This window comes from Streptomyces sp. NPDC091280, assembly GCF_044768565.1.
Lineage (GTDB): Bacteria > Actinomycetota > Actinomycetes > Streptomycetales > Streptomycetaceae > Streptomyces.
Window position 1 is genome coordinate 399,548 of record NZ_JBIVUZ010000009.1, and the last position, 15,190, is coordinate 414,737.

Here is a 15,190-nt window from a genome sequence, read left to right on the forward strand (position 1 = left end):
CGTCAAGTTTTGGATGAGCAGCCGCGGCTTATGGGGGCCATCGGAAATCGGATGGAGCCAAATCGCTTGTCGATACGTCTATTCGGCGACGTCCGTACGACGACGCCGAGGTGACCGAAGTACAGGTGCAGGTGTGACGGAGGTGCAGGGCGATGGCCGGTTTCCGGAGTCTGGCGAGACAGGTGCGAGACCCTCGGTGCGATCTGGCGCTGCGGCGCTACTCGCTGCGCAAGTGCCTGGAGCGTTTCGCCCCTTATGGGCACAGGGCGACCTGGGACCACTTGAGCTCCCGGGCCGGGTTCGGACCCGAGGACCGCTCCCCCGACCCGGCGCGGCTCGTGGCCGCACTGGACGAGTTGGAGGAAGCGCGCAAGGTCTGGCTCGCCTACGAGGTGCAGTTCGCCGAGCGCCGTAAGAAGGAGAAGCACGACGGGCTGCGCCGCCCGGGCAGCGTGGACGACTGGCACCGGCTGACCTGGGGCGGCTTCGGTGTCGCCTGGTGCGACGACCCCCGGCTCCACCCCGATGAACCACTGGCCGAGGTGCTGCGACGGCTGATCGCCGCCCTGGAGCGCGAACCGGGTTCCGTGTGCCCGGTCTGCGCCGGGGAGCGCCTCCTGTGGAGGTACGACCTGGCCCATGAACCGTCCTCGGGCCCGGTCTGCACCGACTGCGGCATCGTCGTCCCGCGTCCGGTGCTCACCCCCGAGGCCCTGGCCTGCGCCAGGCGCGGACGGCTGCTGATGTCCGCCTGAACCGGGGCGGCCGAAGAAGGGCGCCAGGGGTGCGCCGGGGATGCCGCACCCCCTTTTCGACCGGGCCCGTTTGCCCTTGCTGTCGCAACGGCCGAGGCTGCCGACGGAGATCCGTCGACAGCCCCGAAGCGGTGCGCGGCAGGCGTCAGCTGGCCTTCCAGACGTCGGCGAAGCTGCCGCCGGAGATCGAGCCCGGCTGCGCCCGGACGGTGGAGCCGCTGCTCTTCGTCATGACGATCTCGTTCGGCGAGTAGGTGTCCAGGTTGCTGCCGTTGGCCTTGGCGCCGGTGAAGGTCACGGTGCCGAAGTTCGCGAGGCTCGCGACCGAGCCGCCGACCTCGGGGGCCTCGGCGATGACCTCGGCGGAGGCGTTCTTGAAGCCGGACGAGCCCGCGTGCGTGGTGGTCCTGGTCCAGCCCTGAGTGGAGTCCGCGAGGGTCATGGTGAAGGTGGAGCCGGTGTACGTCACGGTCGCGGTGAACTTGTCGCCGCCCTTGACGGTGACACCGGAGTACGCGCTCTCGGAGGCGGGCAGCACTTCCCACCAGGCGCCGTAGGTGGCCTTGCCGCCGATGCAGTCGGCCTCCGTACCGGTCTGCTCCAGCGCGGAGTTGCTGTAGCCGTCGAGGCCGACCCAGAAGGAGGAGTACGTGGTGGCCGAGCCGCAGCTCACGCTCGGCTGGGTCCACGCCGAGGTCACGGACGTGTAGGCGCCGGTCGAGCCGGTGGCCGCGTAGCCGGACCAGTTGGTGGACGAGACGGTGGCGTTGACCTCGCCCGGCCGGGCGAGCCCGCGCAGGGCGTGGCTCTCGTGGCTCGCTATGGCCTGGGTGAGCTGGGCGGGGGTGTTCGAGGCGGCCAGCGAGGGCGTGGCCAGTGCGGCGGTGAGGGCCGCGGCGGTGACGAGAACGAACCCGGCGGAAGATCTCGGGGACATGACTCTCCGTCATTCGAGGGGTGGGGGGCCTGCCGTGACGGCAGTGGACAGCAGCTTCCGCGAGGCCTCATGAGCATGGCAAGACGGTCAAGGCCCTTCAGTCTTGAGGGAATTGACGGCGCAACAACTGAGAAATCTGACAGGTTCATTCAAATTTGATCAATCGCCGGGCAAGACTGGCCCAACTTCAGGGCAACGGCCTTCCGCCCCACGGCCGCCCTGACCTGAGCTGGAGTACGTGACATCCAGACCGGAGTACGCGACGTCCGCAACCGGGTCGATGCCGTTCCACGAGGCCCTGCGCGCGGCCATCGCGGCCAGCGGACTGAGCCTGGACCGGATCCAGGACCGGCTGCTGCGACGCGGTACGCCGGTGGCGTCGGCGACGCTCAGCTCCTGGCAGTCCGGGCGCTACCAGCCCGAGCGGCAACGGTCGTTGGCCGCCCTGACCGTACTGGAGGACGTCCTGCGGCTGCCGCCCGGCGGGCTCACCGGACTGCTCGGCCCGCCCCGGCCGCGGGGCCGCTGGCTGCCACCGGTCGCCGACCATCCGGATCTGGCCCGGGTCTGGTCGGACCACCACGACCTCACCGGCACGCTCGCCGCGCTGGACACCCGCTGGGACGACAGCCTGACCCGGCTCAGCTGCCACAACCGGGTCGACGTGGCCGCCGACCGCAGCGTCCGCTCGCTGACCAGCCGCCGGCTGCTGCGCGCCGAGGCGGACGGCGCGGACCGCTGGATCGCCCTGTACCGCCTCGACGCCCCCGGCCCGTTGCCCCGGTTCCGCCCGGCGGCCCCGGCCCGGCTGGGCACCGTCGTCGAACTGCCCGCCGAGGGGCTGGTGGCCGCGGAACTGCTCTTCGACCGCCCGCTCGCGCGCGCCGAGACCGTGATCGTCGACTACACGGTGGAGCACCGGGACCCGCTCCCGTACTCACTGCGCGCCGAGACGGCCATCCATGTGCCGATGCGCGAGCACCTGTTGGAGGTCCGGTTCGCGAAGGGCGCGCTGCCGCGCGCCTGCTACTCGTTCCGCACGAACGGCCTGGGCCCCCGCGCGGGTGCCGCGCGGCCCAGGGAGCAACGGCTGCGGATGGACGCGTCGGGGTCGGTGCACGCGGTGGCACTGGGGGTGGGGCCCTGCCGGGTCGGGATCCGGTGGGTGTGGGCGTGAGCGGGCGTTGTCAGTGCCCGGTGGCACCATCGAGTCATGGTGCAGGTCTGTCTCAACGGGGCCCGCGGGGCCGCCGACGGAGTGATGGTGCCGCTCTCGCCGGGGGCGATGGCCGAGGCGGCGGCGGAGGCTGTCGCGGCGGGGGCGACGGAGGTGCACCTGCACCCCAAGTCCCCTTGCGGGCAGGACACGTTGTCGCCGCACGTCCTCGCGGTGACGCTCGATGCCGTACGGGCGCGGGTGACCGTGCCGGTCGGGGTGACCACCGGCGCCTGGGCCGAGCCGGACCCCGCCGCCCGGCTGGAGCGGGTGCGCGGCTGGACCGTGCTGCCCGACCACGCCTCGGTCAACTGGCACGAGCCCGGCGCCGAGGAGGTGGCGGCGGCGCTGCTGGACCGGGGCGTCGGCGTGGAGGCCGGCATCTGGTCCGGCACGGACGGGGCCGCCCGCTTCGCGCTCTCACCGCTGCGTTCCCGGGTCCTGCGGGTCCTCGCGGAGGTGACCGACCGGGACCCGGACACGGCGGAGGCGTCGGCGCGTGACCTCCTCACCGCGCTGGACACCGGCCACGGCCGCCCCGTCCTGCTGCACGGCGAGGAGGACGGCGCCTGGCCGGTGCTCCGACTGGCGGGACGGCTGGGCCTGGCGACCCGGATCGGCCTGGAGGACACCCTGCTCCTGCCGACCGGTGAACGGGCGCTGTCGAACGCCCAGTTGGTCGGCGAGGCGTTGGTCCGGTACGGATGCCGGGACCATTTCCGGCGCCACGCCTAGCAGTCGGAATTCCACTCGCTCAACCCGGTTTCGGATCAGGAGAGTTGGGGGCGATGAAACACACCTGAGGAACCCGAGGAGTCACCGATGTCGACGCTGCGCGTCACCGCCGAAGTGCTGACCGTCCACGAACACCCGAACGCCGACGCCCTCGAACTGGCCCAGGTCGGCCTGTACCGGGCCGTCGTCGCCAAGGGCGTGTACCGCACCGGTGACACGGCCGTCTACATCCCGGAGCAGGCCGTGCTCCCGGCGGCGCTGATCGAGGAGCTGGGGCTGACCGGGCGCCTCGCGGGGAGCGACGCCGACCGGGTCAGGGCGGTACGGCTGCGCGGTGAGCTGTCGCAGGGCATCGTGTGCCGGCCCAGGGCGCTCGCGGACGTGGATCTGGCCCGGGCCGCCCTGGACGGCACCGACTTCGCGGAACTGCTCGGCATCGTCAAGTGGGTGCCGCCGGTCCCGCCCACCATGGACGGGGACGTCGAGTCCGCGCCGGATCTGCTGCCCTGGGTGGACATCGAGAACATCCAGCGGTTTCCGGGGATCTTCGAACCGGGCGAGGCTGTGGTCCTGACCGAGAAACTGCACGGCTCGGCCTGTCTGCTCACGTACCTCGCCGAGGACGGCCGCGTCCAGGTCTCCTCGAAGGGCTTCGGCGCCAAGTCCCTGGCCCTGAAAGAGGATCCGCGCAACCTGTACTGGCGGGCGGTACGCGGCCACGGCGTCCCCGAGGCCGCCGCCCGCCTCGCCGAACGGCTCGGCGCGCGCCGGATCGGCGTCTTCGGCGAGGTCTACGGCGCGGGCGTCCAGGACCTGACCTACGGCGCCGACGGCCGCCGCGACACGCTCGGCTACGCCGTGTTCGACGTCTGCGCCGACATCGACGGCACGGTGCGCTGGCTGGACGCGGCGGAACTCCTCGCCGGGGAGCTGCCGTTGGTGCCACGCCTGCACGAGGGCCCGTACGACATCGAGCGGGTGCTGGAGTTCGCGAGCGGCCGGGAAACCGTGTCCGGGCGGAGCGCGCATCTCCGGGAGGGCGTCGTGATCCGCCCGGCGGTGGAGCGGTACAGCCCCGTCACCGGTGGCCGAGCCATCGCCAAGGCGGTGAGCCCGGCCTATCTGACCCGGAAGGGCGGCACCGAGTACGAGTGACGACACGGGGGCGGGCGCGGCCCTCAGTCACGTCCCCCGGGGCCGGGCTCCGCCGCCCCGCCCCGGGGCTTGCGGGTGCCCGGTTCTGTCATCAGGCGGGAGCCCGCGCCCCGTTCGCCCACCACGTCGTCCGGGTTGGAGAGGACGCAGGTGTCCAGGGACAGGCAGCCGCAGGCGATGCAGTCGGTGAGGTGGTCGCGGAGGCGGTTGAGCTGTCGGATGCGCTCGTCGAGTTCGGAGCGCCAGGTCTCGGAGAGATGGGCCCAGTCCTCGCGGGTCGGGGTGCGCTCCTCGGGGAGTTCGGCGAGCGCCTCGCGGATCGTGGCCAGCGGGATGCCGACGCGCTGGGCGGCCCGTACGAAGGCGACCCGGCGCAGGGTGTCGCGGGTGTAGCGGCGTTGGTTGCCCGTGGTGCGGCGGCTGCTGATCAGACCCTTGGCCTCGTAGAAGTGCAGGGCGGAGACGGCGGCGCCGCTGCGGGCGGCGAGTTGGCCGACGGTCAGCTCATGGATCTTCTCGGGGATCTGGGGCACCTGCCAGAGCCTACCCAGCGCGTCACACCTCCGGTCCGTTGACAGGGGCCCGCACCCCGACCATGCTAAGCAGTTGCTTAGACATAGAGGGCGATACACAGCGCTACGAGAGGGCCCGTGACATGGCAGAGCCGAGGATCTTCAAGTCCGTGGACGAGCTGAAGGCGGCGGTGGGCGAGCAACTCGGCCACACCGACTGGCTGGAGGTCGACCAGAAGCGGATCGACCTGTTCGCCGAGGCGACGGGCGACCACCAGTGGATCCACGTGGACCCCGAGAAGGCGGCGGCGGGACCGTTCGGCACGACCATCGCGCACGGCTATCTGACCCTGTCGCTGCTGCCCCTCTTCGGACCGCAGCTCATCAAGGTCGAGGACGTGAAGATGGGCGTCAACTACGGGACGAACAAGGTCCGTTTCCCCGCCCCGGTCCCGGTCGGCTCACGGCTGCGCGCCACCGCGACGATCACCGGCGCCGACGACGTACCGGGCGGCGTCCAGGTGACCGTCGCCTTCACCGTGGAACGCGAGGGCGGCGACAAGCCGGTGTGCGTGGCCGAGTCGGTGTCCCGCTACTACCTCTGAACCACCACCGAGCGGAAGCGGACAACTCCCGGGCGGCTACGGCTACTTGGAGCCCACCATCCGCAGCACGAGGTCGGCGTACAGCGCGCCGACCTCGTCGGGCGTCCGCGGGCCGTCGAGGCTGAACCAGCGCGCCACGTCGATGCACAGCGACAGGATCGCCAACGTCGTGCCCTTCACGTCCGGCACCTCGAAGGAGCCGTCCGCGACCCCGTCCTCGACGATCCCGCGGACCTCCGCGTCGACCTGCCGGCGCAGCCCGAGGATCTCGGCGCGGGCGTCCGGGCCGAGCGAGTCGAGTTCGTACTGCACGACCCGCGCGGTGGTACGGCCGCCCGCGTGCCAGCGGACGAAGGAGCTGACCGCGTCGGCGAGCCGCTCGGCGGCGCTGCCCTCGCGGGCCGCCGCCGTCCGCAGGATGTCGAGGGCCTTCTCGTGGCCGATCCTGCTGATCCGGTGGAGCAGCTCTTCCTTGGTCTTGTAGTGGATGTACAGCGCGGCCGGGCTCATCCCGGCGCGGCCGGCGATGTCCCGGGTGGTCGTCGCGTGGTAGCCGCGCTCGGCGAAGGCCTCCACGGCGGCGATCAGCAGCCGCCGGGCCGCGTCGGGCGTGACCTCTGCCCAGGCCTGCGGGTCGCCCGCGGTCGTCTCCTCCGCCGTACTCATCCTTCGTGAACCCCTCTCGATGCCTTCGCCGGCCAGGGTTCCACCATACCGCCCAACCTGAGCGAGCGCTTAGTCCCGCCGCTCAGAGCTTTTCGAACGGGTTGTAGGTGCCGCGTGCCGCGTCCTGCCGGTCCCGGATCACCTTGGCGAGGGTGAAGGAGGAGGTGACGAGATACAGGACGGCGATCGCGAGGAAGGCCCGCACCCAGGCGTCGGCCTGGAGCTTGAAGATGCCGATCGCGGTCGCCGCGATGGCGACGGCGAAGGACGCGACGGCCTGGCCGTAGAAGGCGGCCGTGTTCTGCGGTTTGCCCGATGCTTCACTCATGGGGACGAGCATCGGCTGCTACGGCCCCCACGGCATCCGCTCGGATACTCAACTCCCGTACTCAGAACGCCGAAACGCCCGTCAGCGCACGCCCGATGAGGAGTTTCTGGATCTGGCTGGTGCCCTCGTAGAGGGTCATCACGCGGGCGTCGCGCAGCAGCTTCCCGGCCGGGTACTCGTCGATGTAGCCATAGCCGCCGAACACCTGGAGCGCGTTGTTGGCGGCGCGCACGGCCGCCTCCGAGGCGAAGAGCTTGGCCTTGGAGGACTCGGTGGCGAAGGGCAGCCCGCGGTCGACGAGGTCGGCGACCCGCCAGGTCAGCAGCCGGGCCGCGTCCACGTCGACGGCGATGTCGCTGATGAGTTCCTGGACGAGCTGGTGGTGGGCGATGGGCTTCCCGAACTGCTCGCGCTCACCGGCGTACCGGACCGCCGCGTCCAGCGCCGCCTGGGCGATGCCGACACAGCCCGCCGCGACCGACATCCGCCCCTTGGCCAGCGCCGACATGGCGACCGAGAAGCCCTTGCCCTCGGGCGCGAGCAGGGCGGAGGCGGGGACGCGCACGTCCTCCAGGACCAGTTCGGCGGTCGCCTGGCCGCGCAGGCCGAGCTTGCCGTGGATGGTGCGGCGGGTCAGGCCGGGTGTGTCGGTGGGGACGAGGAAGGCGGAGACGCCCTTGTGGCCGGGCGCGTCCGTCGAGCGGGCGAAGAGCAGCACGACATCGGCCCAACTGCCGTTCGTGATGAACATCTTGGTGCCGTTGACGACATAGTCGTCGCCGTCGCGGACCGCCCGGGTGGTGAGGTTGCCCGCGTCGGAACCGGTGCCCGGCTCGGTGAGGCCGAAGCAGCCGACGTACTCGCCGGAGGTGAGCCCCGGCAGCCAGCGCCGCTTCTGCTCCTCGCTCCCCCAGGCCGCGATCGACTTGGCGACCAGGCCGAGCGACACGGAGACGATGCCGCGCACGGAGGAGTCGCCGCGGCCGAGTTCCTCGGTGACCAGGCAGTACGCGAGATGGTCGCCGCCCGAGCCGCCGTACTCCTCGTCGATGGTCAGTCCGAGGAAGCCGACCTCGCCGAGCTTCTTCACGATCGACCAGTCGACGTCCTCGGCGCGGTCCCAGGCGACGACGTGCGGGGCGATCTCGCGGTCCACGAAGTCCTTGGCGAGCCGCCGTACGGCCTCCTGCTCCTCGCTCAGTCCCAGGTCCATCCTGCGCCACCCCATTAAATTAGCACTGCTAGTTTCGGTCCCGCAGCCCTACTATGTGCGCCATGGCCCGACCGCGCAAGCCCCTGCTCAGCACCGACCGGATCGTCGAGACGGCCCGCGCGCTGGTGGACGCGGAGGGGCTGACGGCCGTCTCCACGCGTCGGCTCGCCGCCGAGCTGGGGGTGAGCGGGCCGTCGCTGTACAACCACTTCCGCACCAAGGACCAGATCCTGGAGGCGGTCGCGGACTCGGTCAGCGCGCAGGTCGACCTGTCGATGTTCGAGGACGGCCGCGACTGGCGCACCGCGCTGCACGACTGGGCGGTCTCCTACCGGTCGGCGCTGCGCGACCACCCGAACATCGTGCCCGTGCTGGCCACCGGCCCCGGACGGCGGCCCGCGGGCTTGCGGCTCGCCGACGCGGTGTACGGCGGGATGGTGGACGCGGGGTGGCCGCCGGCCCAGGCGACGTCGATCGGGGCGTTGATGCGGTACTTCGTGATGGGGTCGGCGCTGGGGTCGTTCGCCGGGGGGTTCGTGGACGACGAGAGCGCCTACGACCCGGCCGACTATCCGCACCTCGGGCAGGCGCACCTGCTCGCCGAGCAGCAGGAGAAGATCGACGAGCGGGCTTTCGAGGTGGGACTGGCCGCGTTGCTCGACGGGCTGGCCGGACAGTTCTCGGAGCTGCGGCGCGGCGGGGAGGTTACGTCGCCTGCCGCACCCGCGCCCTGACGTCCGATTTCCGCCAGCGGCAGCGCCCCGCGCGCGCCTAGCCTCGGGGCATGAAGAACTCCCTGCGCCCCGCCGCGGCCGCCGCCGTCACCGTCGTGCTGTGGGCCTCCGCGTTCGTGTCCATCCGGAGCGCGGGGGCCGCCTACTCGCCGGGCGCGCTGGCCTTGGGGCGGCTGACCAGCGGCGCGCTGACGCTGGGGGTGTTCTGCCTGGTACGGCGGGAAGGGCTGCCGCCCCGGTCCGCGTGGCGGGGGATCGCGGTCTCGGGCGCGCTCTGGTTCGGCTTCTACATGGTCGTCCTGAACTGGGGCGAGCAGCAGGTCGACGCCGGTACCGCCGCCCTGGTCGTGAACGTCGGACCGATCCTCATCGCCCTGCTCGGCTCGCGGCTGCTCGGGGACGCGATGCCGCCGCGGCTGCTCGCGGGGATGGCGGTGTCGTTCGCGGGCGCGGTGACCGTGGGCCTGTCGATGTCGGGCGACGGCGGCTCGTCGGTGCTCGGTGTGGTGCTGTGCCTGCTCGCGGCGGTCGCGTACGCCGGTGGGGTCGTCGCGCAGAAGCCGGCCCTGGGCCGTGCGAGCGCGCTCCAGGTGACGACGTTCGGGTGTCTCGTCGGGGCGGTGCTGTGCCTGCCGTTCATGGGGCAGCTCGTCGGGCAGGCCGCCGACGCGCCCGTCTCCGCCACGCTCAACATGGTCTACCTGGGCGTCTTCCCGACCGCCCTCGCCTTCACCACCTGGGCCTACGCCCTCGCCCGTACGACCGCCAGCCGGATGGGCGCGACGACGTACGCCGTGCCTGCGCTGGTCGTCCTGATGTCGTGGCTGGCGCTCGGCGAGGTGCCGGGGCCGCTCACCCTGGCGGGCGGGGCGCTGTGTCTCGCGGGTGTGGCGGTGTCGCGGTCCCGGCCGCGCGCGAAGGCCGAGCGGGCCGCGGCGCCGGACGCGCCGCAGCCCGAACAGGTGCCGTAGGCAGGGCGGTTCGGAACGCCAGGGTGGTTCGGAAGGCCAGGCCGGTTCGGAAGACCAGGCCGGTTCAGAACACCACCAGCGCCCGTCCGCCCTTCCCCGCCGTCATGTTCTCGAACGCGGCCGGAATCCCGGCCAGTTCGATCCGTTCCGTCACCAGCGCGCCCAGGTCGAGGCGTCCGGCCCGCACGTGTTCGGCGAGCACCGGCAGGTCCTTCGCCGGGTCGGAGTCGCCGTAGACGCAGCCGCTCAGCGTCCGTCCCCAGTGGAAGAGTTCGAGGGCGTTGAAGGTGACCTGCTGGTCCTTGCCGCCGATGCCGACGACCGTGGTGCGTCCGCCGCGGCGGGTGGACTCCCAGGCGGTGCGGATGGTGACCGCGCGTCCGACGCACTCCACGGCGACGTCGACGCCCTGTTTCCCGGTCAGGGCGCGGATCTCGCGGGCCGTGTCCTCCGTGGCGACCAGGTAGTCCGTCGCTCCGGCCGCGCGCGCCAACTCCTCCTTCGCCGGGGAGACATCGACGGCGACGATCTTCGAGGCGCCCGCGATCCGGGCCGCCTGGAGGGTCGCGAGTCCCACTCCGCCGACGCCGAACACCGCGACCGTCTCGCCCGCCCTCACCCGCGCCGAGTGGTGGACGGCGCCGTAGCCGGTGAGGACGGCGCAGCCCAGAAGTGCCGCGTCCGTCAACGGGATTCCGTCGGGGAGGGGGAGCGCGCAGGCGGCCGGTACGACCGTCTCCTCGGCGAACGCGGCGACGTTCAGGCCGGGGTGCAGGTCGCTGCCGTCCGAGGCGCGGTGGGCGTAGACGTCGGCGGCGCCGTTGAGCGCGTTGGCGCACAGCCAGACCTCGCCGAGCGCGCAGGCGTGGCAAGTGCCGCAGGACGGCGCCCAGTTGAGGACGACGGAGTCGCCGGGTGCGAGGTGGGTGACGCCCTCCCCCACGGCCAGGACCGTGCCCGCGCCCTCGTGGCCGAGGACCGCCGGGACCGGTACGCGCATGGTGCCGTCGGTCAGGGAGAGGTCGGAGTGGCAGACCCCGGCGGCTGCGAGGCGGATGCGGACCTGGCCGGGGCCGGGGTCCGGGAGGACGATCTCGGTGATCTCCAGCGGGGCGCCCACGGCGGGCAGTACGGCTGCGCGAACCATGTGAACGCTCCTCAGAACTGGAGGGACTTGGTCTGGAGGTACTCGGAGAGGCCGTGCGCGCCGAGTTCCCGGCCCACGCCCGACTGCTTGTAACCCCCGAACGGGGCACGGGGGTTGAAGCGCCCGCCGTTGATGTCGACCTGCCCGGTCTCCAGCCTCCGCGCGAAGGCCACCGCTTCGGCCTCCTCACCGGCCCAGACCGCGCCCGCGAGGCCGTAGACCGTGCCGTTGGCGATGCGCACGGCGTCGTCCTCGTCGTCGTAGCGGAGGATCGACAGGACCGGGCCGAAGATCTCCTCCTGGGCGATCGTCATGTCGGGGGTCACGTCGGCGAAGACGGTGGGGCTGACGAAGTAGCCCTGTCCGGAGGGGGATTCGGGGCCGCCGGCCACCAGCCTGGCGCCCTCCGCCACCCCCTGCTCGATGTAACTCCGCACCCTGGCGCGCTGCTTGGCGTTCACGACCGGTCCGATGCGGTCGCCGTACTTGACGGCCGCGGTGGCCGCGAGCCGTACCGCCTCGTCGTACTGGTCGCGGTGGACCAGCATGCGGGTCCAGGCGCTGCACGTCTGGCCGGAGTTGGACATCACGTTGGCGACGCCGACGTTGACGGCCTTGGCGAGGTCGGCGCTCGGGAGGATGACGTTGGCGGACTTGCCGCCGAGTTCCAGGGCGACCTTCTTGATCGCGGCGCCCGCGGTGGCCCCGATCTGTCGGCCGACCGCCGTGGAGCCGGTGAAGGAGACCAGGTCGACGCCCGGGTGTTCGGCGAGGGCCTGGCCCGCGATCGGGCCGAGGCCGGTGACGAGGTTGAAGACCCCGGCCGGGACGCCCGCCTCGTCGACCGCCTCCGCGAACAACTGGGCGGTGAGCGGGGTGTCTTCGGCGGGCTTGAGCACGACGGTGCAGCCGGCCGCGAGCGCCGGGGCGACCTTGGCGACGATCTGGTGGAGGGGGTAGTTCCAGGGGGTGATCGCGCCGACCACGCCGATCGGCTCGTGGTGGACGGTCGAGTTGCCGACCTTCTCCTCGAAGACGTGGGTCGCGGCGAGTTCGGCGTAGGAGCCCGCGACCGCGATCGGCACGCCCGCGTGGACGGCCTGGGAGAAGGCGAGCGGGGAGCCGAGTTCGGCGGTGACGGTCTCGGCGATCTCGTCCTTGCGGGTCACGAGCACGTCCCGCAACTCCGCCAGGCGGGCGGCCCGTTCGGCGGGCGGGGTGGCGGCCCAGCCCGGGAGGGCGGCACGGGCGGCGCGGACGGCGGCGTCGATGTCGGCGGCGGTGCCGGCCGGGACGCGGTCGATCACCTGCTCGTCGGCCGGGTTGACCACGTCAATGGTCTCCCCGCTCGCGGCGGGGCGCCAGGCGCCGTCGATGTACATGCCGTCGTGTGCCTTCATCGTGCTGCCTCCCGGGCGTGACTGCGTCGTCCACCTCACAAACTAGCGGTGTTAGTTTTCGGGCGCCAGAGATCTCCGGTCCTCACTCGTCCAGGTCGGGCAGCCGCGCCGGGGACGGGGAGATCCGTTCGCCGTGCTGGTCGAAGACGAACAGGTGGGCGATGTCGACGAGGAGCGGGACCTGCATGCCGTGGCGGAGCCGGATGTCGGGGGTGGTGCGCACCACGAGATCGCCGGGGAGCCGGCCCTCGGGCGGGACCAGCTCGGGCTCGGTGTCCGCCGGGTGGTCCAGTACGACCACCGGTCCGGCGCGCAGCACGCCCGCGCGCTCCCGCAGCCGGCCCAGGACCCCGCCCTCGCGCCGTCGGCGCCGGACCGGCCGGGTGGGGCGCGGGGCCTCCAGGTCCGGTACGACGGCGGGCCGGGAGCCGGTGTCGAAGTGGACGAGGACCTCGTGCCCCTGGAACTCGACGTGCTCGACCAGGCCGCTGATCGCCACCTCGCCGGGGCGGGCGGCGGACGGCTTGGCGATCCGGACGGCCTCGGAGCGCAGCCCCACGATGACCTCGCGGCCCTGCTGGACGCGGAGCAACTGGTGGTCCAGGCACAGGGGTTCGGGCAGCCGCAGATACTGCTTGCCGAGGCTGATGGTCATCGCGCCGTCCAACGGGGCCCGGACCAGGCCGCGCAGGAGGTTGATGCGCGGGGTGCCGATGAAGGCGGCGACGAAGACGTTGCGGGGCAGCGCGTACACCGAGCGGGGGCTGCCCACCTGCTGGAGGACCCCGCCGCGCAGCACGGCGACCCGGTCGCCGAGCGACATGGCCTCGGCCTGGTCGTGGGTGACGTAGACCGTGGTGACGCCCAACTTCCGGGTGAGGGAGGAGATTTCGGCGCGCAGGTGGTTGCGGAGTTTGGCGTCGAGGTTGGAGAGCGGCTCGTCCATCAGGAACGCGGAGGGGTGGCGGGCGATGGCCCGGCCCATGGCGACGCGCTGGCGTTCGCCGCCGGAGAGCTGGCCGGGGAAGCGGTCGAGGAGTTCCTCGATGCCCAGCATGCGGGCGGTGGCGTCCACGCGGGGGCGCGGGTCGGCGCCGGGGGACTCGATGCGCAGCGGGAAGCCGATGTTGTCGCGGCTGGTCATGCTCGGGTAGAGGGCGAAGTTCTGGAAGACCATCGCGATGTCCCGGTCGGAGGGGGCGAGTTCGTTGGCGTACTCGCCGTCGAGTCTGAGCTCTCCCTCGGTGATCTCCTCCAGGCCCGCGATCATGCGCAGCACGGTCGACTTGCCGCACCCGGACGGCCCGAGCAGGACGAGGAACTCCCCCGGCGCGATGTCCAGCGACAACCGCTCCACCACGCGGGGGCCGCGCGGGTAGGCCTTGCTCACGTCGTGCAGGGAGATGGCGCGTGTCATGACGAGTGCCCCCGGGGGCTCCGCGATCGGATCACCTCGTACGGGTCGTACGAGGCTTGTGAGTCACGGAAGTTAACGGAATGTGCGCGCCCGGGGGAAGAGACCGGACGGGATCGGGCGGGTCGGTCCGGGTGGTGAGAAAACGGACGATCACGTTCAGGGAGTGCGGCGCGCCGCCGGGGTGTCGGCCGGCCTGATCCGCCGCCGCTCGCGGGCCGGTCTCGCCGGTGAGCGCAGCGCGACCCCGGCCGAGAGCACCAGCAGCGTGCCGAGCAGCACGAACGGCGCGGCCACGCCCGCGACTCCGGCGACGAGGCCCGCGGCGGCGGGCGCGGCGACCTGGCCGAGCCGGTTGCCGGTGAGGCGCAGGGCGAGGGCGGTGGAGCGGGCGTCGTCGGGGGCGGCCTGCACGACGGTGGTCATGGACAGGGGCTGGCCGACGCCGAGGCAGAAGCCGAGGACGGCGAGCATCAGGCCGATCGCCCAGACCGGGACCGGCAGCGCGATGCCCGCGCACAGCACGCCCGCGAGGAGACACGTCGCGGTCAACAGGGCGGCCCTGCCGAGGAGTCGCAGGAGCGGGGTGAGGACCAGCCGGCAGGCGATGGTGGCCGCCGCGCGGACGCTGAGCAGCACGCCGATCACCGAGGGGGCGATGCCCCGGTGTTCGCCGACCACCGGGAGGTAGGCGGTGAGGATGTCGGTCGCGGACAGCACGGAGAGGCTGACGAAGATGCCCGCGGGCACGCCCCGGGCGCCGAGGATGCTCCGCATGGGCACCCGATCGCCTTGCCGGGTACGGGACTTGACGGCCGTACGGTCCTCGATGCGCCACAGGGACGTGAACGCGACGGCGGCGCCCGCACCCGCGACGAGCAGCGCGAGCGCGCTGGTGCCGGCCATGTCGGGGCCGCCGATCAGCGCGCCCGCCGCGATCGGCCCGACGAGCTGGCCGAGGGAGGCGCCGATGGTGAAGTGGCCGAAGTTGCGGTCCTGTTCGTGGGGTGCGGACTGGCGGGCGACCAGCGACTGGGCGCCGATCACGAAGCAGAGGTGGCCCAGGCCCATCACCCCGCTCCACAGCGCCATCGCCCAGAGGGAGCCGGCGAGTCCGCTCAGCGCGCAGCCGCCGGCGATCAGGAGGACACCCACGGGGAGCAGCGGCGCGCAGCGGCCGTGGTCGGTGCGGCGGCCGAGCGGTACGGCGGCGAACAGCGGGAGCAGCGCGTACACGCCCGCGATGACTCCGATCGCCCGCTCGTCGGCGCCGAGGGCGAGCGCCCGGTAGGAGACCGCCGGGCGGGCCATCGACACCGCCCCCTGCGCGAAGCCGAAGGCGATGACGAGGCGGAGCAGCCAGCCGCGGTTCCTGCCGGGCGCCATGGTGAAGTCCCTTGTC

General features: G+C 72.4%; 16 protein-coding genes. 7 read left to right on the forward strand and 9 right to left on the reverse strand.

All coding sequences use genetic code 11. The features are described 5' to 3' along the window. The first annotated feature begins 152 nt into the window (after positions 1 to 152). Positions 153 to 755, forward strand: coding sequence for a hypothetical protein (locus ACIQPR_RS28000; protein ID WP_403653647.1), 603 nt, complete (start codon positions 153 to 155; stop codon positions 753 to 755). 145 nt (positions 756 to 900) lie between these two features. Here ACIQPR_RS28000 and ACIQPR_RS28005 read toward each other — a convergent pair whose 3' ends face one another. Then, a complete protein-coding gene (locus tag ACIQPR_RS28005; protein WP_403653650.1) occupies positions 901 to 1,692 on the reverse strand; it encodes a G1 family glutamic endopeptidase in 792 nt (263 codons plus the stop codon). Between the two features lie 238 nt (positions 1,693 to 1,930). Here ACIQPR_RS28005 and ACIQPR_RS28010 point away from each other — a divergent pair, with 238 nt between their 5' ends. The 3 genes from ACIQPR_RS28010 to ACIQPR_RS28020 all read left to right on the forward strand — a co-directional run bounded on the left by ACIQPR_RS28010 (position 1,931) and on the right by ACIQPR_RS28020 (position 4,798). Further along, positions 1,931 to 2,869, forward strand: a complete 939-nt coding sequence (locus tag ACIQPR_RS28010; protein WP_403653652.1) for a hypothetical protein — start codon at positions 1,931 to 1,933, stop codon at positions 2,867 to 2,869. Positions 2,870 to 2,905: 36 nt separating this feature from the next. Further along, a complete protein-coding gene (locus ACIQPR_RS28015) occupies positions 2,906 to 3,643 on the forward strand; it encodes a 3-keto-5-aminohexanoate cleavage protein (protein WP_403653655.1) in 738 nt (245 codons plus the stop codon). 87 nt (positions 3,644 to 3,730) lie between these two features. Beyond that, on the forward strand, positions 3,731 to 4,798 hold the full coding sequence (locus ACIQPR_RS28020; protein ID WP_403653658.1) for an RNA ligase (ATP): 1,068 nt from the start codon (positions 3,731 to 3,733) through the stop codon (positions 4,796 to 4,798). Between the two features lie 23 nt (positions 4,799 to 4,821). On the opposite strand, the gene soxR is transcribed toward ACIQPR_RS28020, so the two are convergent. Continuing rightward, positions 4,822 to 5,331: a redox-sensitive transcriptional activator SoxR gene (soxR, locus tag ACIQPR_RS28025; protein WP_403653661.1), complete on the reverse strand. Its 510-nt coding sequence runs from the start codon at positions 5,329 to 5,331 to the stop codon at positions 4,822 to 4,824. Between the two features lie 122 nt (positions 5,332 to 5,453). Here soxR and ACIQPR_RS28030 point away from each other — a divergent pair, with 122 nt between their 5' ends. Further along, a complete protein-coding gene (locus ACIQPR_RS28030) occupies positions 5,454 to 5,915 on the forward strand; it encodes a MaoC family dehydratase (RefSeq protein ID WP_403653664.1) in 462 nt (153 codons plus the stop codon). A 42-nt stretch (positions 5,916 to 5,957) separates the two neighbouring features. Here ACIQPR_RS28030 and ACIQPR_RS28035 read toward each other — a convergent pair whose 3' ends face one another. The 3 genes from ACIQPR_RS28035 to ACIQPR_RS28045 form a co-directional block, all read right to left on the reverse strand. Then, positions 5,958 to 6,581 carry a TetR/AcrR family transcriptional regulator gene (locus ACIQPR_RS28035; protein ID WP_403653667.1) on the reverse strand — a complete coding sequence of 208 codons (624 nt, stop codon included), beginning with the start codon at positions 6,579 to 6,581 and terminating at the stop codon, positions 5,958 to 5,960. Positions 6,582 to 6,663: 82 nt separating this feature from the next. Beyond that, entirely contained in the window at positions 6,664 to 6,909 is a 246-nt protein-coding gene (locus ACIQPR_RS28040) for a YiaA/YiaB family inner membrane protein (RefSeq protein ID WP_403653669.1), read from the reverse strand. 61 nt (positions 6,910 to 6,970) lie between these two features. Continuing rightward, entirely contained in the window at positions 6,971 to 8,122 is a 1,152-nt protein-coding gene (locus tag ACIQPR_RS28045) for an acyl-CoA dehydrogenase family protein (protein ID WP_403653672.1), read from the reverse strand. Between the two features lie 62 nt (positions 8,123 to 8,184). Here ACIQPR_RS28045 and ACIQPR_RS28050 point away from each other — a divergent pair, with 62 nt between their 5' ends. Together ACIQPR_RS28050 and ACIQPR_RS28055 are read left to right on the forward strand one after the other, a co-directional pair. Beyond that, entirely contained in the window at positions 8,185 to 8,856 is a 672-nt protein-coding gene (locus ACIQPR_RS28050) for a TetR/AcrR family transcriptional regulator (RefSeq protein ID WP_403653675.1), read from the forward strand. 50 nt (positions 8,857 to 8,906) lie between these two features. Then, complete coding sequence (locus tag ACIQPR_RS28055) at positions 8,907 to 9,827, forward strand: DMT family transporter (RefSeq protein WP_403653678.1); 921 nt, start codon at positions 8,907 to 8,909, stop codon at positions 9,825 to 9,827. Positions 9,828 to 9,891: 64 nt separating this feature from the next. On the opposite strand, the gene ACIQPR_RS28060 is transcribed toward ACIQPR_RS28055, so the two are convergent. The 4 genes from ACIQPR_RS28060 to ACIQPR_RS28075 form a co-directional block, all read right to left on the reverse strand. Then, entirely contained in the window at positions 9,892 to 10,974 is a 1,083-nt protein-coding gene (locus ACIQPR_RS28060; RefSeq protein WP_403653681.1) for a Zn-dependent alcohol dehydrogenase, read from the reverse strand. A gap of 11 nt (positions 10,975 to 10,985) precedes the next feature. Then, positions 10,986 to 12,374, reverse strand: a complete 1,389-nt coding sequence (locus ACIQPR_RS28065; protein WP_403653684.1) for an aldehyde dehydrogenase family protein — start codon at positions 12,372 to 12,374, stop codon at positions 10,986 to 10,988. Positions 12,375 to 12,456: 82 nt separating this feature from the next. Next, the gene (locus ACIQPR_RS28070; RefSeq protein WP_403653686.1) at positions 12,457 to 13,791 is read right to left on the reverse strand and encodes an ABC transporter ATP-binding protein; all 1,335 of its coding nucleotides are present in this window, start codon (positions 13,789 to 13,791) and stop codon (positions 12,457 to 12,459) included. Between the two features lie 156 nt (positions 13,792 to 13,947). Further along, positions 13,948 to 15,174, reverse strand: coding sequence for an MFS transporter (locus tag ACIQPR_RS28075; RefSeq protein WP_403653689.1), 1,227 nt, complete (start codon positions 15,172 to 15,174; stop codon positions 13,948 to 13,950). Positions 15,175 to 15,190: the final 16 nt, after the last annotated feature.